This is a genomic window from Mycobacterium sp. (genome assembly GCF_032159775.1).
Classification (GTDB): domain Bacteria; phylum Actinomycetota; class Actinomycetes; order Mycobacteriales; family Mycobacteriaceae; genus Mycobacterium.
The window spans coordinates 1-22,783 of the sequence record NZ_JAVHWK010000121.1; the positions used below are offsets into that span (position 1 = coordinate 1).

Genomic DNA, 22,783 nt, shown 5'->3' on the forward strand with positions numbered 1-22,783 from the left:
AGCGACCGGGCCAGCGGATGGCCAACTACTGGCACGGGGAGTTTCCGTATCTACCCGACACCGGCTACGGCACGACCGCCGCCGTCGGAAGTTTCGCGGCCAACGGCTACGGGCTGTTCGACATGGCCGGCAATGTCTGGGAGTGGACAACCGATTGGTACGGCGGCGAGACCCGCTCGACCCAGCCATGCTGTGCGGCAGACAGCTACGACCCGCGACAGCCCCAGTTTCGAGTTCCGCGCAAGGTCATCAAGGGCGGATCGTTTCTGTGCGCCGACAGCTACTGCCTGCGCTACCGGCCCGCCGCCCGTCGGCCGCAGATGGTCGATACGGGCATGAGCCATATCGGATTTCGCTGCGTATCGCCGACGGCACCTGTGAGAATGTCAGGGTGAAAGACGGAGGCACGCACTACGCCCGCAACGGCTCTGTCCGGTTGGCGTATCGCGTGCTCGGCGACGGCGACACCACGCTGGTGTGGAATCCCGGCTGGTTCAGCAATGTCGATCTGTGGACCGATCCGGGCCTTCCCTTCGTTTCGTTCGTCGAGGCACTCGCGCGAGGAACGAGGCTCGTGCTGTGGGACAAACGCGGCACCGGGCTGTCAGATCCGGTGACACATGTGCCGCCGCTCGACGAGCGGATGGATGACCTGCATGCCGTGCTGGACGCGGTCGGTGTCGAAACCGCTGCCTTCTACGGAGTGTCCGAAGGCGGCCCGATGAGCATCCTGTTCGCCGCAACGTATCCGGAGCGGGTCCAGTCGTTGGCGCTGTACGGCACGATGACGCGCTTCAGCCCCGAGATGCCGAATCACCCGTGGGGATGGAATGCAGAGCAGACCCGGGCGATGAGCGAGGCGATCGAATCCGACTGGGGCGAAGGCGCACTGGCGGATATGTTCTTCGGACCGATCGCACAGGTGCCCGGCTTCAAGGAGATATACGGGCGCGCACAGCGGGCGAGCGCCAGCCCCACGATGACCCTGATGCTGCTTCAGGCACTCGTCGAAAGCGACGTCGGTGGCGTAGTCGGTTCGGTTCACGCGCCGACGCTGGTCATGGGCAGGACGGGCGACGGGATCGCGCCCATTGACGGGCAACGGGCCCTGGCCGCGGCACTGCCCAACGCGCAGTTCCTCGAGATATCGCCCGGCCCACACGCACTCCTGGACGACGAACTCGCCGCGGCGGTCGTCAACTTCGCGTGCGGCAAGCCCGTCGAAGACGCCGGAGAGCGCTTTCTGTCGACGGTGTTGTTCACCGACATCGTCAGTTCGACCGAACAGCTCGTCGCCCAGGGAGACGCCAACTGGCGCCATCAGCTCGACGCGCACGACAAGCTTGTCGACTGGATGCTGGAGAAGTACGGCGGCCGCTGCGTCAAGCACACGGGCGACGGCATCTTCGCGCTTTTCGACGGCCCCACCAAGGCGGCACGGTGCGGCCTCGACATGGTTCCGGCGTTGGCCGCCAGGGGTATTCGGATCCGGGTCGGCGTGCACACCGGGGAATGCGAGCGGCGCGGCGACGAGTGGAGCGGCCTGGCAGTGCACGTCGGCGCGCGCATCGGCGGCATGGCAGGCGTCGATGAAGTGCTCGCCAGCCGAACCGTCCGCGACCTGTCGGCCGGATCGGGCCTGCGTTTCGACACCATGGGGGCGCACCGGCTCAAGGGGCTCGCCGAGGACGTCGAGGTCTTCCGGGTGACCGCGCCCTCAGGCCGGTAGTCGCTACGACCCTTCGGCGGCCTTTTTGATCGCGGCGAGCGTGGCCCGGATGCCGGTTCTGGCGGCATCGTGGCGCTGCTCGATCTGCGCCTCGGCATCTGCGCCGTAGCGCTCGTGAAACCCGGCGACGCCTGCAGGCAGCAATTCCCACCTTTCGGTCAGCCGGGTGCCTACGCCCTCAGGCTCGAACGCATACTCCCAGTGCACCCAGCCGTTGTTGACCTGCCACGCGAACTTGCGGCCGGGCTCGGCGGCCACCACCTGGCTTCGCGTCTCCCACGTCCGTTCCGGGGTCTCGTTGCGGCCGGTGAACCACGCGCCCACTTGCGGGCCGCCACCGTCGTCCCACCAACAGGCCTTACAAATCGGGCTCCACTCGCCCATCCTGGTCACGTCGGACACCAGCGCGTACAGGTGATCCGGCGGCACCGCCACAGAAATCGAATCCGACAACGTCAACTCGGTCACGAGTCGAGTGTGCCACCACGCGGCTATTGCACTTTCGACGCCCGAGTGTGAAGTTAGAACACGTTCCACTGCCGTCGAAAGGCCAACGGGATGAGCAACAGTAGTGACCGGATCGCCGTCGTCATCGGCGCGGCGTCCGGAATCGGGTTGGCTGCCGCGCACGCCCTCGCCGCCGACGGCTGCCGAGTGACTCTCGCGGACCGAAACGTCGACGGTGCACGCGCGCAAGCTGGCGAACTCGGGGATCCGCACACCGCCGCCGAGGTCGACGTCACCGACGAGGCATCGGTGCAGCGGCTCTTCGACGAGATCGGGCCGCTCGACGTCGTCGTCAACTGCGCGGGCTTCGGCAGCCTCGGGCTGATCACCGACCTGGCGGTCGAGGAGTTCCGCGCCGTCATCGACGTCTGCCTCAGCGGCGCCTTCATCGTCGCCAAGCACGCGGGGCAGAAGCTCCGCGAAGGCGGCTCTCTGGTGTCCATCAGCTCGCTCAACGGACGGCAGGCGGCCGTGGGCATGAGCGCCTACTGCTCGGCCAAGGCCGGCCTGTCGATGCTCACCCAGGTCGCGGCGCTGGAGATGGGCCCGCGCGGCATCCGCGTCAACGCGATCTCCCCCGGTTTCGTCGACACCCCGCTCACAGAAGGGTCCTATCTGGTCCCGGGCCTCGTCGAGGACTACCTCGAGAACACCGCGCTCGGCCGTGCGGGTAAGCCCGAGGAGATCGCCGATGCGGTGGTCTTCCTCTGCTCGCCGAAATCATCGTGGCTGACCGGCGAGGTGCTCGACCTCAACGGCGGCGCCCACCTCAAGCGCTACCCCGACGTTCTCCGACATGTGATGAAACTGGCGGAGGCGTAGTGAGTTTCGCCGGTAAGCAAGCGATCGTCACCGGTGCCGGATCCGGCATCGGGGCGGCTCTGTGTCGAGCGCTGGCAGCGGCCGGCGCCGACGTGGTGTGCACCGACATCGACGGCGAAGCCGCCGGGCGCACGGCCTCGGGGCTCGGCGACCGGGCCCTGGCGGCCCGCCTCGACGTCACCGACGCCGCAGCGGTACAGGCGACCGTCGACGACGTCGTCGCCCGCACCGGCCGCCTCGACCTGATGTTCAACAACGCGGGCATCGTCTGGGGCGGCGACACCGAACTGCTGACCCTCGACCAGTGGAACGCGATCATCGACGTCAACGTGCGAGGCGTCGTGCACGGCGTCGCCGCCGCCTACCCGCAGATGATCAAGCAGGGCCACGGTCACATCGTCAACACGGCGTCGATGGCCGGGCTCACCGCGGCAGGCCAGATCACCAGCTATGTGACGACCAAGCACGCGATCGTCGGACTGTCGCTGGCCCTGCGCTCGGAGGCCGCCGCCCACGGCGTCGGCGTGATGGTCGTCTGCCCGTCCGCGATCGAGACCCCGCTTCTGGAGAAGGGCGCCATCGGCGGATTCGACGGCCGCAACTACTTCCTGCAGGGCCGCGCCGGGAAGGCCGCCTATCCCGCTGACCGCCTGGCGGACGACACGTTGAAGGCGATCGAACGCAACAAAGCGGTACTGGTGAAACCGCGCAGCGCGCACGGCCAATGGTTGTTCGCGCGCCTCGCGCCGGGGTTGATGCAGCGTGCGTCGATTCACTTCATCGCAAGCCAGCGCGCCCACCAGGCGGGGGTGCGCTCCGGCTTTCGCTGATCAAAGAAGGTTTCACGCGGCCCGGACTGGTTACGGTATGCCGGTGGCCGCCATGAAGACCGAGTTCACGCTGACACAGCGGCGTGCCCTGGCGGTCGCGACGGTGATCGCCATCCTGTTCGGCGCCTACTTCCTGCGCAAGTACTTCATCCTCATAGTGGTCGCCGCGGTGGTCGTCTACTTGTTCAACCCGCTGTACGACCGCCTCACCAAGCGGATGGGTACCGGGCTATCGGCGACGCTCACCCTGCTGGCGGTGTTCGCAAGCGTCATCGTGCCGGTCGGCCTCATCGGGTTGCTCGCCGTCGCCCAGATCACCGAGATGGTCCGCAGCGTCGCGGCGTGGGTCGAACGGACCGACCTGTCGACCCTCGGCAACAGGACGTTGAACGGCGTCAACGAAATGCTGAAACGGGTGCCGTTCGCCGACGTCACGGTGACACCGGAGATGATCAGGAAGGCGATGACGACCGTCGCCCAGAACGTCGGAGAATATCTGCTGCACCTGCTGCAGGGTGCTGCGGGCGGTCTTGTCGGCGGCATCACCGCGGCGATCCTGTTCATCTACGTGTTCATCTCACTGCTGACGAACAAGGATGCGGTGCAACGGTTGATCCGCCAACTCAACCCACTCGGCGAGGAAGTCACCGACCTGTACCTCGCGAAAATGGGCGCGATGGTGGGTGGCACGGTCAGGGGACAGTTCATCATCGCCGTCTGCCAGGGCGTCGCGGGTGCGATCTCGATCTACATCGCAGGCTTCCACGACGGCTTCTTCATCTTCGCCGTCGTCTTGAGTGCGCTGTCGGTGATACCGCTGGGCAGCGGCATCATCACGATTCCCTTCGGCGTTGGAATGATGTTGTTCGGCAATGTATTCGGCGGCCTCTTCGTCGTGCTGTTCCACATCATCGTGGTGACGAACATCGACAACGTCCTGCGACCGATACTCGTGCCGCGGGAGGCCCGCCTCGACTCGGCGCTCATGCTGCTGTCGGTGTTCGCCGGAATCGCGATGTTCGGTGCGTTCGGCATCGTCATCGGCCCGGTGCTGATGATCGTGATCGTGACGACCATCAGCGTCTACCTCGCCGTGTACAAGGGCGTACCGCTGGAACAGCAGGAGGACGACGACACCGAACGGTCCAAGAAAAAGAAGAGCGTGCTGCAACGCTTGACGCGCAGGGCCAGGAAGTCCGCACCGGAGGCGCCCGAACCCGAAGCAGAGGCGCCCGAAAAGGACTCGGCCTCTAAGTCAGCCTCTGCCTGAGGAATTCGACGACGCGCTTGCGCGCCTCGTAGGCGGGATGCCCCTCCACCTCGCGCAGCTCGAGCGTCAGCACCGAATGCGCCGTCTTGCCGAACCCGTGCTTGTTGCCCTTCTTCGAGTCCAGCTCGATGACCTCGAAGCCATCGCCAAGCCGCTGCTTGAGCGTCTTGAAGCGCGCGCCGGGCGACAAGGCGTCCTCACTGAACCGCAATCCGAGTGCGCACAGCCCCTCATCGGCGACTCGCCGTTCGACGATCTTCAACTCGGCTTCCGACAACCCCGGATCGCGTTTCTGCCTTGATGTCACCGCTATCGGCAGCGACGGCTGGCTGAGCACCGGGGCCAGCACACTGTCGTCCACCGCGGCCGCAAGCGCGAAGCCCCCGCTCCAGCACTCGCCGATCACCCCGACGCCCTTCCCCGGTGTCTTTTCGTTGAGGTCGCGGGCCAGCGCCCGCAGATAGTGGGCCACGGGCCGGTCGGCATTGGTGGCGAACGCCGCGAATTCCTTTGCCACACAACCCCGTAGCATCACCGGGACCATGCCTGGCCGCATCCCCGGTGCACCCGGTGTGCCGTACAGCGAGGGGCATGCGACGGTGAACCCGTTGTCCACCAAATGATTACCGAGCGCAAGCACGCCAGGATGGATGCCGGGCATCTCCGGTATCAGCACCACGCCGGGGCCCTCGCCCTTGCGGTACACGTCGTGGGTGTAGCCGGCGGCGCTGAAGGGGGCCGCTGTCCACCCGGTCAGATCGGCCTCCGGCGCAGTCCCGCCGGCGACATTGGGCTCCGGTGCCGTCATCGTGTCTCCTAGTTCGCGGCCAGTGGCGGCTGTTTCTGCACCGCCGCCGACAGCGTACGGTACTCATCGGTACCGCCGGCGCCTCTGATCGCAACCTGCGCCGGTCCGGTCGGCCCCGTCAGCCGGGTCGTCCACACCGGTTCGGCACCGTCCCCGCCGTCGTAGACCACCCACCGCACGCCGTCGACATCCTGGGTTTCGGTCGGCGCCATGTCGGGATCGATGGAGCCGACCAGCTTCTCCTCGTCGGCATTGCTCTGTATCAGCGCCATGTACAGCCCGGTCGGCGTCAGGTACCCGACGGTCGACGACACCGCACGACCCGGCTGCCCGGACGGCTCCGTACGGCCGGCCTCGATCCCTGCGCGGCTACCGGAGTTGGCGCGCCAGCCGTCGGGGAGCGTTGGTACCCGGACCGGGATCCGCAACGCGTCGGCGTCGGCCCGCAGCGCCGCGGGCGCGTCGTAGTCGGGCACAGGTCCAGGCGCTGGACCGCCGGGTGCAAACGAGCACATCCCGACGATCCCCGCGAGGACAACGCACGCCACGACCAGCGGCACGAGGGACCAGAACATGTCCCGGCCGTCCTGCAGCAACCGCGGCTTCGCGGGCCTGGGCGCGGGTTGCGGCTCGGAGGTCACAAGGGCCAGTATCCCAGCTCCCACAGACCGACCCGCCAATGGGAGAATCGCAACCATGAGTCCAGCACGTGGCGAAGCCCCCGACCGCAACCTTGCCCTCGAGCTCGTTCGAGTCACTGAGGCAGGAGCGATGGCGGCAGGTCGCTGGGTCGGCCGCGGCGACAAGGAGGGCGGCGACGGCGCCGCCGTCGACGCCATGCGCGAGCTCGTCAACTCGGTTTCCATGCGGGGCGTGGTGGTGATCGGCGAAGGCGAGAAGGACAACGCGCCGATGCTCTACAACGGCGAAGAGGTCGGCAACGGCGACGGACCGCCGTGCGACTTCGCCGTCGACCCGATCGACGGGACGACGCTGATGGCCAAGGGCATCTCCAACGCAATCTCGGTGCTGGCGGTTTCCGAGCGCGGCACCATGTACGACCCGTCGGCTGTGTTCTACATGAACAAGATCGCCGTCGGCCCGGACGCCGTCGACGTCATCGACATCACCGTGCCGATCGGCGAGAACATTCGCCGTGTCGCCAAGGCCAAGAGCGTCTCGGTCTCCGACCTGACCGTGTGCATCCTGGACCGCCCCCGGCACAGGCAGCTGATCGCAGACGTTCGTGAGGCGGGCGCCCGATGCCGGTTGATCTCCGACGGCGACGTCGCAGGCGCGATCTCGGCGTGCAGGCCGAACACCAGCACCGATCTGCTCGTCGGGATCGGCGGCACGCCGGAGGGCATAATCGCCGCCGCCGCCATCCGGTGTATGGGCGGAGCGATCCAGGGCCAGCTCGCGCCAAAGGATGACGACGAACGGCAGAAGGCCATCGACCGCGGCTACGACCTGGATCAGATACTGCACACCGAGAATCTGGTGTCGGGAGAGAACGTATTCTTCTGCGCGACCGGCGTCACCGACGGTGACCTCCTCAAGGGCGTCCACTACTACGGCGGCGGCTGCACAACTCAGTCGATCGTCATGCGCAGCAAGTCGGGCACGGTGCGGATGATCGAGGCCTACCACCGGCTCTCGAAGCTCAACGAATACTCCGCCATCGATTTCACCGGCGACAGCAACGCCTACCAACCGCTGCCGTAACTCAGTCATACCGAAGCAAAGGACACATTTGTGAGCGTCGACTCAGCTCGTTCCGAAGACGTCGAGTACCGCATCGAGCACGACACCATGGGCGAGGTCCGGGTGCCCGTCAACGCGCTGTGGCGTGCGCAGACGCAACGCGCGGTGGAGAACTTCCCGATCTCGGGCCGAGGTCTGGAGCGCACGCAGATTCGCGCGCTCGGCCTGCTCAAGGGCGCCTGCGCACAGGTGAACAAGGACCTCGGGCTGCTCGACGCGGAGAAGGCCGACGCGATCATCGCCGCCGCCGCCGAAATCGCCGACGGTCAACACGACGATCAGTTCCCCATCGACGTGTTCCAAACCGGCTCTGGCACAAGCTCGAACATGAACACCAACGAGGTGATCGCCGGCATCGCAGCGCGCAACGGCGTGTCGGTGCACCCCAACGACGACGTGAACATGTCGCAGTCGTCCAATGACACCTTCCCAACGGCGACGCATATTGCCGCCACCGAAGCCGCTGTGCGCCATCTGATTCCGGCGCTCGAGGTGCTGCATGAGTCGCTTGCGGGCAAGGCCCGGCAGTGGCGTGTCGTGGTGAAGTCCGGTCGCACGCACCTGATGGACGCCGTGCCGGTCACGTTGGGCCAGGAGTTCAGCGGCTACGCGCGCCAGGTCGAGGCAGGCATCGAGCGGGTGAAGGCGACGTTGCCGCGCCTCGGCGAGCTCGCCATCGGCGGTACTGCCGTCGGCACCGGGCTGAACGCGCCCGAGGACTTCGACGAGCGGGTGGTCGCCGTGCTGAAAGAGGATACCGGGCTGGCCGAATTGCGGGTTGCGACAAATCATTTCGAGGCGCAGGCGGCGCGCGACGGGCTCGTCGAGGCGTCCGGTGCGCTGCGCACGATCGCCGTTTCGCTGACCAAGATCGCCAATGACATTCGGTGGATGGGCTCGGGTCCGCTGACCGGTCTCGGCGAGATTCACCTGCCGGATCTTCAGCCGGGCAGCTCGATCATGCCCGGCAAGGTCAACCCGGTCCTGCCCGAAGCCGTCACGCAGGTGGCCGCGCAGGTGATCGGCAACGACGCGGCGATCGCGTGGGGTGGCGGCAACGGTGCGTTCGAGCTCAACGTGTACATCCCGATGATGGCGCGCAACACGCTCGAATCGTTCAAGATCCTGACCAACGTGGCCACCCTGTTCGCCAAGCGTTGCATCGACGGCCTGGTCGCCAACGAGGAGCGGCTGCGCGAGCTGGCCGAGTCGTCGCCGTCGATCGTGACCCCGCTGAACTCCGCGATCGGCTACGAGGAGGCCGCAGCGGTGGCCAAGCAGGCGCTCAAGGAGAAGAAGACCATCCGGCAGACGGTGATCGATCGCGGGCTGATCGGCGACAAGCTGTCCGAGGAGGAACTCGACAAGCGGCTGGATGTGTTGGCGATGGCCAAGGTGAAAGACGGGGACTAACGTCCCGCAAGCCCGAGACCACCGCACAACACCAGAACGGCCAGGACGAACGCGGTCTGAGAGTGCATCGCGCGCGTCAGGCGCCGTTGTTGGGTCCGCCGGAGTTGGCGCCGGGGATGTCGGTGATCGGGACGTTCGGCATCGGCGGCGGCGACGGCGTGTTCGGCAGCGACGGGATCTCGTCGGCGGCGATGTCGCGAAGGTCGTTGGCGGGCGGCCCGTTATCCCGTGCGCCGTATGTGCTTCCCGGCTCACGCGGGCCGAGCAGCTGGCTGACCGTCACCAGGTGGTAGCCATTGGCCTTGAGCACGGGGATGAACTGGTACACGAGATCGACTGTGCTGGAGTACGTGTCATGGAACAGCACGACTGAGCCGGGCTTGATCTGCGTCATCAGCATGTAGCGCGTCGCCGCGATGTTGGAGTCGTTGATCCAGTCGAAAGGGATGACGTCCCAGTTGATGTCGGCCAAACCCTGCTTCTTCGCCTCCGCGAGAACCTGGTCGCTGATCACACCGCCTGCGGTGCGGACCAGTTTCGGTCGCCTGCCCGTCGCCGCCTCGATGGCGCCGCTGGCCTTGCTGAACTGTGCGGGCACGTCCTCGGGCGGAATGGTGGTCATGTTTGGGTGTTCCCAGGTATGGCTGCCGATTTCCATGCCCGCGTCCGCGATGCGCTTTGCGCCTTCGGGATTGGCGGCCACCTTGTTGCCGATCAGGAAGAACGTCGCCTTCGCGTCGTTGTCCTGCAATATCTGCAAGAGCCGGTCGGTGTAGGGCCCTGGCCCGTCGTCGAACGTCAGCGCGACGCACTTGACCTGCGCGCAGTCCACGTCGTCGGCGGTTTCGCGTTTGGCGTGGCCGGTCACCAGCGAGACCACGACGATGGCGACAGCGGCGACGACGCCGAGCACCACGAGGCCGTACTGCCAGGCCCGGCTGTCGCGTCTCTTCGGCACGGCCGCAGCTTACCGGCCGCTGCTGAGTGATTTCGGCGCGCTGCCGTGCGCTGAGCGTCGATTGGCGCGCCGAAATCGCTTGGTTAGGGCAGCGCGCCGGGGCTGATCTCCTCCAGCATCTCGGTCACCAGCGCGGCGATCGGCGAACGCTCGCTGCGCAACAGGGTGATGTGGGCGAACAGCGGGTGGCCCTTGAGCTTCTCGATCACCGCCGCGACACCGTCGTGTCGACCGACGCGCAGGTTGTCGCGCTGGGCCACGTCGTGGGTGAGCACCACCCGCGAGCCGGCGCCGAGCCGGGACAGCACCGTCAACAACACGTTGCGCTCCAGCGACTGCGCCTCGTCGACGATCACGAAGGAGTCGTGCAGTGAGCGGCCACGAATGTGCGTGAGCGGCAACACCTCGAGCATTCCGCGCGACAGCACTTCTTCGAGCACAGCGGGGCTGGCCAACCCCTCGAGGGTGTCGAAGACGGCCTGCGCCCACGGCCCCATCTTCTCGCTCTCGCTGCCCGGCAGGTAGCCGAGTTCCTGGCCGCCGACCGCGTACAGGGGCCGGAACACGACCACCTTGCGCTGGGTGCGCCGTTCCAGCACGGCTTCCAAACCCGCACACAGTGCCAGCGCTGACTTGCCGGTGCCCGCCTTGCCACCGAGGGACACGATGCCGACCGACTCGTCGAGCAGCAGGTCGAGTCCGACTCGCTGTTCGGCGGAGCGGCCGCGCAGCCCGAATACCTCACGGTCACCGCGGACCAGCTGCACCCGCTTGTCGGGGTTGACCCGGCCCAATGCGTGAGAGTTCGCGCCGAGCAACCGGATTCCCGTGTGGCACGGCAGATCTCGTGCCGCTTCCAGATCGATCTCGCCTTCGGCGAACAGCGCGTCGATCTCTTCGCCTGCCACGTCCAGCTCGGCCATCCCGGTCCAGCCCGACGTGACGACGTCCTGAGCGTGATACTCGTCGGCGGGCAGACCGACCGCACCGGCCTTGACGCGCAGCGGTATGTCCTTGCTCACCAACGTGACCCGCTTGCCTTCGGCCGCGAGATTGGCCGCACACGTCAGGATTCGCGAGTCATTGGTATCGGTCCGGAAGCCCGCGGGCAACACCGACGGATCGCTGTGGTTCAGCTCGACGTGCAGCGTCCCGCCCTGGGTACCGACGGGAATCGGCTGATCGAGCCGGCCGTGCTCGAGCCTGAGGTCGTCGAACAGACGCAGCGACTGGCGGGCGAACCAACCTAACTCGTGATGATGGCGTTTAGCCTCCAGCTCGCTGATGACGACCAGCGGGACGACCACTTCGTGCTCGGCGAACCGTGTACAGGCCCAGGGGTCGGACAGCAACACGGATGTGTCGAGAACGTAAGTCCGGACGGAGGAATCGGTCACGTAGCGCTCCTCGAGCCCGCGCGGTCCCGCACGAACATCTCGGCGGACACTGCGGCACCAGGGCCGGGACCGGCCCTTTCGAGTCGAGTCGATCGGTACCGCCCGGATAGCAGAGCATGTCGCTAGCCATCGCAAACGACGCTACTCCCGAGAATGCAAGCGTGGCGCGCAGGCGCGCCGGGTTAACCGCCCAGCAACTTAGGCGTTGATCAATGGACGCAATCGGGGCTCGTCGGCGAGGCCCCACGCGGTGACCCGGTCAGAGATCACCTGGCGCAGCGTGGCGTCGTCGAAGATGCCCGCGTCGGCGATGTTGCGCACCTTGTCCTGGTACGCGTCGATGTCTGCGCCGACGACTTCGAGCTCGGCTGCCCGGCGCGCGACGGCCTCGATCACCTCGTCGCGGTTGATGCCAAGGAGGTGCGCGACGAGGTTTCCGAAGAACTCCTCGTGCCGCTCTTCGTCCCGGGCGATCCGGCCGATGAGCCCGTTCAGCACCGGCTCGTTGATCTGCGATTCGAGGTTGCGGCAGAAGACCGCGTACGCACGTTCGTAGAACGCCATGAACACCAGCCGCTCGACCTGGCTGTAGGTGTCGGCGCGGTAGCCCTTCATGACGTGCTCGACCCGAACGTCTTCGTTTGCCGCCGGATCGATCTCCCGGGTGACGACGAGGTAGTTGCGCAACGCGATCGCGTGCAGGTGCTCCTCGGCCGTCCACCGGCCCAGCCAGCGGCCCCACTTCTCCTCGAGAATGAAGCTGAAGACGAACTCGCGGTGGTACGCGGCGAGGTTGTCCTTCTGGATGAGCAGGATCTCCAGCGCATCGGTGATGTGCTTGGGCAGCGTGACCTGAGACGGGTCCCAGTCATGTCCACCGAGAAACGCGAAATTCTGGCCCTGCTCGAACGGGACGTAGTCGTGCGCAAACCAGATGTCCTCGGACTCCAAATGCCGATTCAGGTTCTCGTCGACCACCGGCTCGAGCTCGAGGATCAGCGCATTAGGGACAGGTTTCTGTGCCATGAAAGTAACTGTAACCCACGTTTACACCTTTTCGAAATCGGGTGAACGCGTCACGTATTACAGCGTCAGACCTGGATACAGGGGGTTCGCGGCCAGCATTTCGGCGGCCGCGGAGTGCACCCGGTCGGCGGTGCCGTCGGCCAACTTGTACTTGGCCTTCGACGGCCCCGTCGACGCGGCCGCGGCCTCGGTGTTGGTCAGCACATCGACGATCAGCTCAGCCACCCGGTCGAACTCGGCGGCACCAAAGCCGCGCGTCGTCAGCGCAGGGGTGCCGAGCCGGATGCCGCTGGAGTACCAGGCACCGTTCGGGTCGTTGGGGATCGAGTTGCGGTTGGTGACGACGCCGGAGTCCAGCAGGGCGGACTCCGCCTGCCGACCCGTCACCCCGAACGACTGCACGTCGAGCAGCACGATGTGGTTGTCGGTGCCGCCGGTGACAAGCGTCGCGCCGCGCTTCAGGAAGCCCTCGGCGAGCGCCTTGGCGTTGTCGGCGACCCGCTGCGCATACGTCTGGAACGACGGCTGGCGCGCCTCGGCGAGCGCAACGGCCTTGGCCGCCATCACGTGCGAGAGCGGACCGCCAAGCACCATCGGGCAGCCCTTGTCGACGGCGGCGGCGTATTCCGGTGTGCACAGCACCAGCCCGCCACGCGGGCCGCGCAGCGACTTGTGCGTGGTGCTGGTGGTGACGTGGGCGTGCGGCACCGGGTCCTCGTCGCCGGTGAACACCTTGCCCGCGACCAGGCCCGCGAAATGGGCCATGTCCACCATCAGCGTGGCGCCCACCTCGCCGGCGATTTCGCGCAGCTTGGCGAAGTTGACCCGCCGCGGATATGCCGAATAGCCGCCGACCAGAACCAGGGGCTTGAATTCGCGAGCGGCCTGCGCAAGCGCGTCATAGTCCAGCAGACCGGTCGTCGGGTCGGTGCCGTAGCTGCGCTGGTGGAACATCTTGCCGCTGATGTTGGGCCGGAAGCCGTGCGTGAGGTGCCCGCCTGCGTCCAGCGACATACCCATCAGCCGCTGGTTCCCCAGCTTCATCCGCAGCTGCTCCCAGTCGGCCTCGGAGAGGTCGTTGACGTTCTTGACCCCCGCGTCGGCCAGGCCCGGGGCTTCGACCCGGGTGGCCAGAATCGCCCAGTACGCGACGAGGTTGGCGTCGATGCCGGAGTGCGGCTGAACGTAGGCGTGCGGCGAACCGAACAGCGCAGCGGCGTGCTCGGCGGCCACCGTCTCGACGGTGTCGACGTTCTGGCAGCCGGCGTAGAAGCGGTGCCCGATCGTGCCTTCGGCGTACTTGTCGGAAAGCCAGGTGCCCATGGTCAGCAACACCGCGGGTGACGCGTAGTTCTCGCTGGCGATCAGCTTGAGCGAATCCCGTTGGTCGGCAAGCTCTTTGCGCGTCGCGGCGGCGATGCGCGGTTCGACCGATTCGATGATCTGCAGGATGTCCCGGTAGGCGGCGCTTGCGGTGTCGGCGTACTCGGCGCCGGGCGCTGGGGCAGTGGTGGTGACGGGGTCGGCAACCATGCCTGTCAGCCTACGTCCCTCGGGATTCGCCTCGACCGTGCGGTTTCTTAGGCTGCACGGCGTGTCCTGCACGAATCCGCACCCTCGGCTCAGGCGGCCCGCAGGGCGGACGGGATCAGTGGCTCGTCGAGCAGCCTGCCGAACCGCTCGGTGAGGGTGACGTCGGCGGGCCGGTCGTCCAGCCAGGTCCGCAGAAGTCGGTAGCCCTCGACGTAGGTGCTGGTATAGGCCCGCCACAGCGGTGACGACAGAAACCGCAGCGTCTGCCTGGCCCGCTCGTCGCTGACCAGCAGCCAGCGCTTGAGGAATGCCGCCACCTCGTCGACGTCACGATGTTCGTCGTGCAACATCAGCGCGGCGTCCTGCCGGACATCGGCCAGCGCCGCGGTTGCCTCCGAGACGGTCGCCGCGCGTTCCCCGTCGAAGCGAAGACCCAGATCGGCGTAGATCTCGCCGGCCCAGTCGCCCCAATGTGAACCGATCGCGGCATGGAGCGCCAGGTCGGCGAGTCCCTCGGCCATCAGGCACTGCGGGGTGTTGACCAGAAACAGCGTCTGCTCTGCGTGGCCGCGCCTGGCCACCAGCCCGGCCTCCTTGCGGCAGTGCTCGGTGTGGTGGCCCGGATAGGACTCGTGGGCGACCAGCCGGGGAAGGTTCGACATCTGCTGGCGCAGATCGGCGTTCACCGCGACGGTCGAGCGGTAGTCGCCGAGGTAGTAGTTGAATCCCGACCACGGCTTGTCGGTCACGACTTCGTAGTTGATGGTTTCGCGCTCGGGCAGCGAGAACTCGGCCCGCACCCGGTCGCGCAGCGCGCTGGAGAACGCATGGATGCACTCCTCGAGGCGCTCCGGCGGAATCTCCTCCGCGCTGCGGTAGGCCGCCATCCGCTCGGCCAGTGGGCCCGTGCCGCCGATCGCCTCGTCGAGTCGGGCGTGCGCGTCGGCATAGCGGTCCGGATCGCCCTTGCTGATCTGCACGTCGAAGTAGGCCTCGACCTCGTCGACGAACCCGACGGGTTGCCCGGCGAACTTCCTGCCGGCACACGACAGCGCACGCAGATGGGCGCCGAGATAGTCGGCGCGGGCGTCGTCGAAGCCCGCCGCGCCGTCGGTGCGCGGCACGCCTGGAAGCTCCGCGAGCAGTCGGTCGGCCTGTTTGGCCAGGTCAGCTGGGTCGGGTGCCGGTTCGGACGCGACGGCCTCCCGCAGCGCGGGGTCGCCGGTGAAGGAGTCGACGTAGCCTTCCTCGATCCGGTCGAACCGCAGGCCGAGCAGCAGATATTCGCGGATGAGGGTGCCGGAATCCATAGCGACCACGCTAACTGCAAGACTTAACCCATGCCGCGGCTGAGCGAGCCGAGCCCCTACGTGGAGTTCGACCGGAGTCAATGGCAGGCGCTGCGCATGTCCACGCCGCTGAAGCTGGCCGAAAACGAGCTCGTCAAGCTGCGCGGTCTCGGCGAGAAAGTCGACCTGCTCGAGGTCGAAGAGGTCTACCTACCGCTGGCCCGACTGATCCACCTTCAGGTCGCGGCGCGCCAGCGACTGTTCGCCGCCACCGCAGAGTTCCTCGGCGAGCCGCAACAGAATCCCGACCGCCCGGTGCCGTTCATCATCGGCGTCGCGGGCAGCGTGGCGGTGGGAAAGTCGACGACCGCCCGTGTGCTGCAGGCACTGCTGGCCCGCTGGGAGCACCATCCCCGGGTCGACCTCGTCACCACCGACGGCTTCCTGTACTCGAATGAGGAACTGACTCGCCGAAACCTGATGCATCGCAAGGGTTTCCCCGAGAGCTACGACCGCAGGGCGCTGATGCGCTTCGTCACCGCGGTGAAGTCGGGCTCCGACTACGCCTGTGCTCCGGTGTATTCGCATCTGCTCTACGACATCGTGCCCCGCGAGAAGCAGATCATCCGGCATCCGGACATCCTGATTCTGGAAGGGCTCAACGTGCTGCAAACTGGTCCGGCGCTGATGGTTTCGGATCTGTTCGACTTCTCCGTCTACGTCGATGCCCGCATCGAGGACATCGAGCAGTGGTATATCTCCCGGTTCCTGTCGATGCGGGCGGGCGCGTTCGCCGACCCCGCTTCGCACTTTCACCACTACTCCACCCTGACCGACGAGCAGGCGGTCTTCGCAGCAAGCGATATCTGGAATTCGATCAACCAACCGAACCTGATCGACAACATTCTGCCGACCCGGCCGCGCGCCACCCTGGTGCTGCGCAAGGACGCCGACCACTCCATCAATCGGCTGCGACTGCGCAAGCTCTAGACGCGAGCAGACGCAAAAGTCCCCGAACACTCGGCGTGTCGGGGACTTTTACGTTCCCCTACCTGCGGTGTGGGCCCAGCTCGGCAGAAGAGTGTCAGGCCTTCATGCGTCGCACACCCTGGTACTGCAGTTCGGCGAACACCAACGTGTAGACGCCGGTCGCAAGCGTCAGCACCACGCCGAGCGTCGTCAGCGGCATCCAGTCCGCCAGCACAAGCGCGACGGCGGCGACTGTGTAGACCACATTGGCGATCGCCACGGCGATGCCAGGCTTGCGCACCGACGGCAGCTGGGCGAGCGCAAGCACCACAACGCCGTAGGCGATGAAGAAGGCACTCATCGAGTATTCGAAAGCCTTTGTGGTGCCCGAAATTTCAGCAAGCCAGCTGGCGAGCGGAATCCCGGCGATACCGGCGAGCCCGGTCAGCACCGCGTCGGCGCGCATTGCGAAGCGCAGCAGCGAGTCCGTCGACTCCCTGAATCGGGGGGTGGTGATGGCGGTCATCTTCGATCCTTTCTTCGTGGGTTTACCTTCAACCGGTGCCGGAGTCGACGCCGCAACCTCTGTCAGCGGCGACTCCGGACCGGGTTCGAAGGAAGTCACGCCAGACGGCGCACTCCGAGGTATTGGGCGTAGGCGAAGGCCAGCGTGGCGACGGTGAACGCGATCGTCGACGCCACGCCGAGGCCGGTCAGCGGCAGCCATCCCGCGATGAGCACGGCGGCCACGAGGACGGCGAAGGCGATGTTCCCGACGAGGACACCGACGCCGACGCGGCGGACGCCCCGCGCACCGGCGGCGACATACAGCGCGAGCCCGTATCCGACGAGCGCGGCACCCGCGATCCATTCCGATGTGGCGGACAGACCGGAGAGCCGCGACAGCGGATCGGCGGCCATCGCGATGAACAACCCGAGCGCCCCGCACAAGGTGGCGTCGGCGCGGAGGGCGAAACGCAACAGAAAGTCCGTGCTTTCCCGGACGGACCGGGTTGTGATGGCGGTCATGGCACTGATGTTGCGCAGAACGCACTGCCAGATCGACACCAGACGCTGCCAGCTACTGCCAACCGCAGGTCAGCGGTCTTGTGCCGTCACCAGATTGCCGCGCAGATCGGCGGCGATCAGCCGGGCGGCGGCGTTCTGCCAGTTGTGCAGCGACCGCTGCGGCACCTCGGTGACGAACCACTGCCAGGCCTGGCGGGCGACGGGATCCAGCCCGGCCGCGGTTGCGTTCTGCGCATATGCCCGCACACCGACGACGTACGGGAAGTACAGCGCGTTGTAGTGGCGCCACTGCTCGGTGGTGCCGAAGTCGCCGCCGTCGCGTGGCTTGAGCCGGGCAATCCGGTCGGCCAGCAGAGCCTTGAGCTCGTTGGCGCGTTCCAGCGGTTGGTCGGGCGCGCCGCGGGCGGCCAGCCGTTCGTCGATGTCCGGCAGTGCGGTCAGCGGGCTGGCGACGAGCTTGGACAGGTCGCCGTAGTGGCCGAGCGCGCGGCGGGTGAGCCGGACGAAGGTCTCGTCGTCGACATCGGAGAGCGGGTTCGCCGACCGCAACGGCAGCGCCGCCTCGGTGCGGCGCAACGTCGCGCGATCGGCGCGTAGACCCGGTGAGCGGGAGAACGCCAGCCGGTCGAGCAGGCCGGCCAGTGGATCGGCAAGCACATTGATCGATATCGCGATCGCGACGCTGGTGAACAACAGCACGGTCAGCGCCGTCTGCTCACCGGTCAACGTCATACCGACCAACGCCTGCCCGCCGAACAGGACCACCACCACACCCGTCGCGACGAACGAGCGCAGCATGTCGCCGCGCAACGCCTGACCCTCGTCGAACGCATCCCACATCGCGACCGCGACGCCGAGCAGCACGACGTCGCATCCCGTCGACGCGAGGGCCAGCCAGCTGGGCACCAGGCCGAGCGGGATGACGAGTATCGCGTTCCCGAGCGCGAAGAACAGCGTCGCGACCACGACATAGCCCACGACCGGCCGCGGCTGCCACGGTCCGAATACCGCCCGAAGCATCGCGCCCAGCGACGACAGCGAGATGACGGCGAACATCACCCAATGGCCCAGCCGCACGGGCCCGTCGACATTGCCTGCCATCGCCGCGCCGACGAACGCCGCCACGCCCACCGCGGCGATCAGGGCGATTTCACCTGCGCGGCCGCGCCACGTGTCCGACGGCCGCGACAACTCCAGGAGCACCGCGAACCAGGCGATGCCCGGGACCGCGACCAGATAGATCTCGATGCTGCTGAGCACGTGCAATCCGCTGACCACCCGCACGGCGTCGAGCGCCACCACCGCCGCGAAACTTGTGAGGCCGACCGCGGCAAGCACGAGCACCGGCTTACGGGGATCACGGGTCAGCAGGTACAGGCCCAGCCACCAGCTGAGCGAGAAGACCAACGCCGACAGCGCCGCCATAGCTCAAGTGTGGCAGACGGGCCGAGCTCAGCGGCCGTAGCGACGGTGCCGCGCGGTGTAGTCGCGCAGCGCGCGCAGGAAGTCCACCCGGCGGAACTCCGGCCAGTAGGCCTCCGTGAACCACATCTCCGAGTACGCGCTCTGCCACAGCAGAAAACCCGACAGCCGCTGCTCCCCCGACGTGCGAATCACCAGATCGGGGTCGGGCTGACCGGAGGTGTAGAGGTTCTCCGAGATGGCCTCGGCGGTGACGCCCTCGATCAGCTGGTCACCAGACGCGCCGTTGGCCAGTTCCTTGCCGAGCAGCGCCCGCACCGCGTCCACGATCTCCTGGCGTCCGCCGTAGCCGACGGCGACGTTCACATGGAAGTCGCCGTGCCCATTGGTCGACTCCACCGCGTCGCGAAGCCGCCGCGCCTGCTCCTCGCCAAGCAGTTCGAGATCACCGACCGTCCGCACGCTCCACTTGTTCGCCGGGGCGCAGATCTCCTCCACCACGTCGGTGATGATCTCGATCAGCGAGGACAGCTCATCCGGTTCGCGCTGCAAGTTCTCCGTCGAGAGCAGGTAGACGGTGGCCATCTCGATACCCGCCTCCTGACACCAGCGCAGCATCTCGGCAATCTTGTCGGCACCCACCCGATAGCCGTAACTGACGTCATCGTGACCAGCATCACGGGCCCATCGCCGGTTGCCGTCGCATAGAACCGCGATATGGCGGGGCAGTTCGGATTTCGAGGCCTCGAGACCTTGCCGCAGCCGCATCTCGTAGAGCCGGTACATCGGCTCCTTGAGACGAGCGGGAATGATCTCCACGAAAATTAACAGTACTGTGGCGATCGAGAATCACCGAGAGGCAATGGGGGTGACGTGACCGCCTCGATCGACACAGAAGAACCGGATCGCACCCGTCGTGCCGGTGACGGCGCCGAGGACTTTCCCGAGGCGGTCGTCGACAGGGTCGCGCACGCGATCGGCAGGCCGAGAGCGCGCGGCTGGATCCATGTGTACGCGGCCGTGGTCGCGCTCATCGCAGGCGCCACGCTGGTGTCGGTGTCCTGGGCGATGGTCGGCACCAGGGCCGGGCTTGCGACCCTGCTCTACACGTTCACCATCGTGGCGATGTTCGCCGTCAGCGGCACCTACCACCGGGTGACCTGGCGGTCGGCCACCGCGCGCAAGTGGATGAAACGGGCCGACCACTCGATGATCTTCGTCTTCATCGCGGGCAGCTACACGCCGTTCGCACTGTTGGCGCTGCCGTCGAACCAGGGCATGGTGTTGTTCTGGATCGTCTGGGCGGGCGCCATCGCGGGCGTGCTGCTCAAGATGTTCTGGCCGTCGGCGCCGCGCTGGCTCGGCGTGCCGCTCTACATCCTGCTGGGCTGGGTGGCGGCCTGGTTTGTGGGGCCGATCATGCACGGCGCGGGCGTCGCGGCCCTTGTCCTGCTTATCGTCGGCGGCGCGCTCTACAGCATCGGCGGTGTGCTGTACGCCCTGAAGTGGCCCAATCCATGGCCCACGACGTTCGGGCACCACGAGTTCTTCCACGCATGCACGGCCGTGGCCGCGCTCCTGCACTACATCGCGATGTGGTTCGCCGTCTTCAGCAGCTAATCACTCGCTAAGCGGACTTCAGGTTTTCCGGGCCCCAGTAGGCCTTCATCGACGCGATCTTGCCGTCGTCGTTGAACGTCATCGTGCTGATGATCTCGATCTTCATTCGATTGTCGCCGACCTCGATGGTGAGCGCCCAGTAGAACGCCGCCTCCTGCCCGAGCGCCCGAAGCGTGAACATCTCGGTCTCGTTGTTCCCCGCCGGGATCTTCGAATAGAAGCCGCGAATCGCCTCGCGGCCGATGTGCACCTCGCCGCCGACCGGATCCTCGACGGTGCCGTCCACCGCATACAGCTCGACGATGTCGTCGACCTTGCCCTTGGCGGTGAGCTCGAGGTAGCGGTTGACGGTCTTGGCGTTGTCTTCGGGGCTCGACATGCGCCGAAGGCTACACGGGCACCCCCAACGCGGACGCGAGATCCCCGGCGGTAGTGACCGGCAGATCGCACACCCGGCCGCGGCACACGTAGGCGGCGTCGGCGCCACCAACGAGGTCCCGGTCGATCAGCAGCTCCGAGGAGTTCACCGGGCCACCGACCACGACCGCACCACCAGGCGCCAGACCGCGGGCCGCGCGCAGCAGCGCCGAGCCGGAACCCTGTGTCGCGACGGCGATTTGGATCGGGCCACGCACGGCTGCTTCGGCCACGGCCAACCAGTGTCCGGCCGAGCGCGGTAACCGTGCCAGCACCGGTGTCGCTGTCGACAACGCCTCCGCGGCGGCCGACGCGTACCGATCGGCGTGCGATGCGGGCACGAGATGCGCAGCGGTGAGTAGGGCTTCGGTGATCGACGACGCACCCGATGGCGTCGCCCCGTCCAGCGGATCGGCGGGCCGCACCAACAGCTGCTCGGCGTCGTCGGCGGTGTCGAACCACCGGCCGGGGTGCTCGAAATCGGCGAAGTGCTGCAGCGCGGTGTCGAGCAACCCGGTTGCAGCGGCCAACCACTCAGCCCCGCCGGTGATTTGGTACAGCGTGAGCAGCCCGGTCGCCAGAGTCGCGTAGTCCTCGAGGATTGCGGCGCTGTCGCCGACGCGTCCGCCGAGGCTGGCGCGGCGCAGCCTGCCGTCTACTATGTGCAGGTCGAGCACCGACCGCGCGCATCGCGTTGCGGCAGCGAGGAATTCGACCTCGTCGAGCGCGACGCTCGCCTCGGCGAGTGCGGTGATCGCCCACCCGTTCCATGCCGTGACGACCTTGTCGTCGCGACCAGGCTGAGGACGAGTCGACCGCGCGGCCAGCAGAACGGTCCTGACCCGGTCGAACCGCTCGGCGTCGTCGGGGTCAGACCGCAATTGCAGCACCGAGCTGCCATGCTCGAACGTACCTGTATCGGTGACACCGAAAATTGTTTCCGCCCAACGCCCATCGTCGCCGCCGAGCGCCTCTTGGAGCTGGGTGGGCGTCCACGCGTAGGTGAGGCCTTCGATGCCGTCGGCATCAGCGTCCAGCGAGGAGATGAACATGGCGTCGGCGCTGAGCTCGTCGATCATGAACCGCGCCGTCTCGCGGGTGACCCTGCGCCCCAAAGCATTATCGGTACGCCGCGCCCAGTGCGCGTATACCCGCAGCAGCAACGCGTTGTCGTAGAGCATCTTCTCGAAGTGCGGTACCACCCACGAGTCGTCGACGCTGTACCGGGCGAACCCACCAGCAAGCTGGTCATAGATACCGCCGCGGGCCATCGCGACGGCGGTGCGCTCGACGGTCGCCAGCGGCGCAGGCTCACCGGTGCGTTCATGGCTGCGCAGCAGTGCCTCCAGCAGCGCCGACGGCGGGAACTTGGGCGCTGCGCCGAACCCGCCCTTGACCGTGTCCTCGTCGTCCAGCACGGCGGCGACGGCGTGGTCGCACAGGGCGGGCTGCACCGCGGGGCCGCCGCCGGGTAGCGCGGACGCCATCGACCGCAGCTCGGTGATGATCTGGTCAGACGCCCGCTCGACCTCGTCGCGCCGGCTCTGCCACGTATCGCTGACGGCGGCGAGCAACTGCAGGAAGGTCGGCTTCGGGTAGTAGGTGCCGCAGAAGAACGGCCTGCCGTCAGGGGTCAGGAAACAGGTCATCGGCCAACCGCCCTGCCCGGTGAGCGCGACGGTCGCGTTCATGTAGACCGCGTCGATGTCGGGACGCTCTTCGCGGTCCACCTTGATGCACATGAACCCCGCGTTCATCGCCGCCGCGACGTCGTCGTCCTCGAACGACTCGTGCGCCATCACATGGCACCAGTGGCACGCGGCGTAGCCGATCGACAGCAGGATCGGCTGATCCCGCTCGGCCGCCTCGGCCAGCGCCTCGGGAGTCCACTGACGCCAGTGCACCGGGTTGTCGGCGTGCTGGCGCAGGTACGGGCTGGTGGCCTCGCCGAGGGTGTTGCCCGGGCTCATTCTCGACTCA

23 protein-coding genes are annotated in these 22,783 nt (G+C 66.9%); 9 read left to right on the plus strand and 14 right to left on the minus strand.

Annotated features, from left to right (window positions below; genetic code table 11):
• A partial coding sequence (locus tag QOJ24_RS14905; RefSeq protein ID WP_526262462.1) for a formylglycine-generating enzyme family protein occupies positions 1–395 on the plus strand: 395 nt, incomplete at its 5' end.
• Positions 392–1,729 carry an adenylate/guanylate cyclase domain-containing protein gene (locus tag QOJ24_RS14910; RefSeq protein ID WP_526262464.1) on the plus strand — a complete coding sequence of 446 codons (1,338 nt, stop codon included), beginning with the start codon at positions 392–394 and terminating at the stop codon, positions 1,727–1,729. The genes QOJ24_RS14905 and QOJ24_RS14910, both read left to right, overlap by 4 nt.
• Before the next feature lie 3 nt (positions 1,730–1,732).
• Here the strand turns inward: QOJ24_RS14910 and QOJ24_RS14915 are convergent, their stop codons facing one another.
• Positions 1,733–2,197 (minus strand): SRPBCC family protein, encoded by a 465-nt coding sequence (locus tag QOJ24_RS14915; RefSeq protein WP_526262466.1) that lies wholly within the window; start codon positions 2,195–2,197, stop codon positions 1,733–1,735.
• Between the two features lie 90 nt (positions 2,198–2,287).
• Here QOJ24_RS14915 and QOJ24_RS14920 point away from each other — a divergent pair, with 90 nt between their 5' ends.
• Genes QOJ24_RS14920 through QOJ24_RS14930 form a run of 3 tightly spaced genes read left to right on the plus strand, consistent with a single transcriptional unit; the run spans position 2,288 to position 5,158 of the window.
• The gene (locus tag QOJ24_RS14920) at positions 2,288–3,058 is read left to right on the plus strand and encodes an SDR family NAD(P)-dependent oxidoreductase (protein ID WP_526262468.1); all 771 of its coding nucleotides are present in this window, start codon (positions 2,288–2,290) and stop codon (positions 3,056–3,058) included.
• Positions 3,058–3,888, plus strand: a complete 831-nt coding sequence (locus QOJ24_RS14925; RefSeq protein WP_526262470.1) for an SDR family oxidoreductase — start codon at positions 3,058–3,060, stop codon at positions 3,886–3,888. The genes QOJ24_RS14920 and QOJ24_RS14925 overlap by 1 nt, the downstream gene beginning before the upstream one ends.
• Positions 3,889–3,940: 52 nt before the next feature.
• Positions 3,941–5,158 carry an AI-2E family transporter gene (locus QOJ24_RS14930; RefSeq protein ID WP_526262544.1) on the plus strand — a complete coding sequence of 406 codons (1,218 nt, stop codon included), beginning with the start codon at positions 3,941–3,943 and terminating at the stop codon, positions 5,156–5,158.
• Here the strand turns inward: QOJ24_RS14930 and QOJ24_RS14935 are convergent.
• Together QOJ24_RS14935 and QOJ24_RS14940 are read right to left on the minus strand one after the other, a co-directional pair.
• Positions 5,139–5,966 (minus strand): dienelactone hydrolase family protein, encoded by an 828-nt coding sequence (locus QOJ24_RS14935; RefSeq protein WP_526262472.1) that lies wholly within the window; start codon positions 5,964–5,966, stop codon positions 5,139–5,141. The genes QOJ24_RS14930 and QOJ24_RS14935 overlap by 20 nt on opposite strands.
• An 8-nt stretch (positions 5,967–5,974) precedes the next feature.
• Positions 5,975–6,607, minus strand: coding sequence for a DUF4245 family protein (locus QOJ24_RS14940; RefSeq protein ID WP_526262474.1), 633 nt, complete (start codon positions 6,605–6,607; stop codon positions 5,975–5,977).
• Between the two features lie 55 nt (positions 6,608–6,662).
• On the opposite strand from QOJ24_RS14940, the gene glpX reads away from it, so the two are divergent.
• Positions 6,663–7,691 (plus strand): class II fructose-bisphosphatase, encoded by a 1,029-nt coding sequence (glpX, locus tag QOJ24_RS14945; protein ID WP_526262476.1) that lies wholly within the window; start codon positions 6,663–6,665, stop codon positions 7,689–7,691.
• 30 nt (positions 7,692–7,721) lie between these two features.
• A complete protein-coding gene (locus QOJ24_RS14950; RefSeq protein WP_526262478.1) occupies positions 7,722–9,143 on the plus strand; it encodes a class II fumarate hydratase in 1,422 nt (473 codons plus the stop codon).
• A gap of 76 nt (positions 9,144–9,219) precedes the next feature.
• Here QOJ24_RS14950 and QOJ24_RS14955 read toward each other — a convergent pair whose 3' ends face one another.
• From QOJ24_RS14955 to QOJ24_RS14975, 5 genes are all read right to left on the minus strand, one after another.
• Positions 9,220–10,101 (minus strand): polysaccharide deacetylase family protein, encoded by an 882-nt coding sequence (locus QOJ24_RS14955; protein WP_526262480.1) that lies wholly within the window; start codon positions 10,099–10,101, stop codon positions 9,220–9,222.
• Positions 10,102–10,184: 83 nt separating this feature from the next.
• On the minus strand, positions 10,185–11,498 hold the full coding sequence (phoH2, locus tag QOJ24_RS14960) for an RNA 5'-3' helicase PhoH2 (protein ID WP_526262482.1): 1,314 nt from the start codon (positions 11,496–11,498) through the stop codon (positions 10,185–10,187).
• A gap of 198 nt (positions 11,499–11,696) precedes the next feature.
• A complete protein-coding gene (locus tag QOJ24_RS14965) occupies positions 11,697–12,524 on the minus strand; it encodes an acyl-ACP desaturase (protein ID WP_526262484.1) in 828 nt (275 codons plus the stop codon).
• 57 nt (positions 12,525–12,581) lie between these two features.
• A complete protein-coding gene (locus QOJ24_RS14970; RefSeq protein WP_526262486.1) occupies positions 12,582–14,057 on the minus strand; it encodes a glycine hydroxymethyltransferase in 1,476 nt (491 codons plus the stop codon).
• Positions 14,058–14,146: 89 nt separating this feature from the next.
• Entirely contained in the window at positions 14,147–15,367 is a 1,221-nt protein-coding gene (locus QOJ24_RS14975; protein WP_526262488.1) for a DUF885 domain-containing protein, read from the minus strand.
• A gap of 30 nt (positions 15,368–15,397) precedes the next feature.
• Between QOJ24_RS14975 and coaA the strand changes: the two genes are divergently transcribed.
• Positions 15,398–16,336 (plus strand): type I pantothenate kinase, encoded by a 939-nt coding sequence (coaA, locus tag QOJ24_RS14980; protein ID WP_526262490.1) that lies wholly within the window; start codon positions 15,398–15,400, stop codon positions 16,334–16,336.
• Between the two features lie 94 nt (positions 16,337–16,430).
• Here coaA and QOJ24_RS14985 read toward each other — a convergent pair whose 3' ends face one another.
• The 4 genes from QOJ24_RS14985 to QOJ24_RS15000 all read right to left on the minus strand — a co-directional run bounded on the left by QOJ24_RS14985 (position 16,431) and on the right by QOJ24_RS15000 (position 19,585).
• Positions 16,431–16,841: a hypothetical protein gene (locus QOJ24_RS14985; protein ID WP_526262492.1), complete on the minus strand. Its 411-nt coding sequence runs from the start codon at positions 16,839–16,841 to the stop codon at positions 16,431–16,433.
• Between the two features lie 95 nt (positions 16,842–16,936).
• On the minus strand, positions 16,937–17,344 hold the full coding sequence (locus QOJ24_RS14990) for a hypothetical protein (RefSeq protein ID WP_526262494.1): 408 nt from the start codon (positions 17,342–17,344) through the stop codon (positions 16,937–16,939).
• 69 nt (positions 17,345–17,413) lie between these two features.
• Complete coding sequence (locus tag QOJ24_RS14995) at positions 17,414–18,769, minus strand: hypothetical protein (protein WP_526262495.1); 1,356 nt, start codon at positions 18,767–18,769, stop codon at positions 17,414–17,416.
• 27 nt (positions 18,770–18,796) lie between these two features.
• Positions 18,797–19,585: a (2Z,6E)-farnesyl diphosphate synthase gene (locus QOJ24_RS15000; protein WP_526262497.1), complete on the minus strand. Its 789-nt coding sequence runs from the start codon at positions 19,583–19,585 to the stop codon at positions 18,797–18,799.
• A gap of 54 nt (positions 19,586–19,639) precedes the next feature.
• Here QOJ24_RS15000 and trhA point away from each other — a divergent pair, with 54 nt between their 5' ends.
• Positions 19,640–20,386, plus strand: coding sequence for a PAQR family membrane homeostasis protein TrhA (gene trhA / locus QOJ24_RS15005; protein WP_526262499.1), 747 nt, complete (start codon positions 19,640–19,642; stop codon positions 20,384–20,386).
• Between the two features lie 7 nt (positions 20,387–20,393).
• On the opposite strand, the gene QOJ24_RS15010 is transcribed toward trhA, so the two are convergent.
• On the minus strand, positions 20,394–20,765 hold the full coding sequence (locus QOJ24_RS15010; protein WP_526262501.1) for a nuclear transport factor 2 family protein: 372 nt from the start codon (positions 20,763–20,765) through the stop codon (positions 20,394–20,396).
• A gap of 10 nt (positions 20,766–20,775) precedes the next feature.
• Positions 20,776–22,773, minus strand: coding sequence for a thioredoxin domain-containing protein (locus tag QOJ24_RS15015; RefSeq protein WP_526262503.1), 1,998 nt, complete (start codon positions 22,771–22,773; stop codon positions 20,776–20,778).
• Between the last annotated feature and the right edge of the window lie 10 nt (positions 22,774–22,783).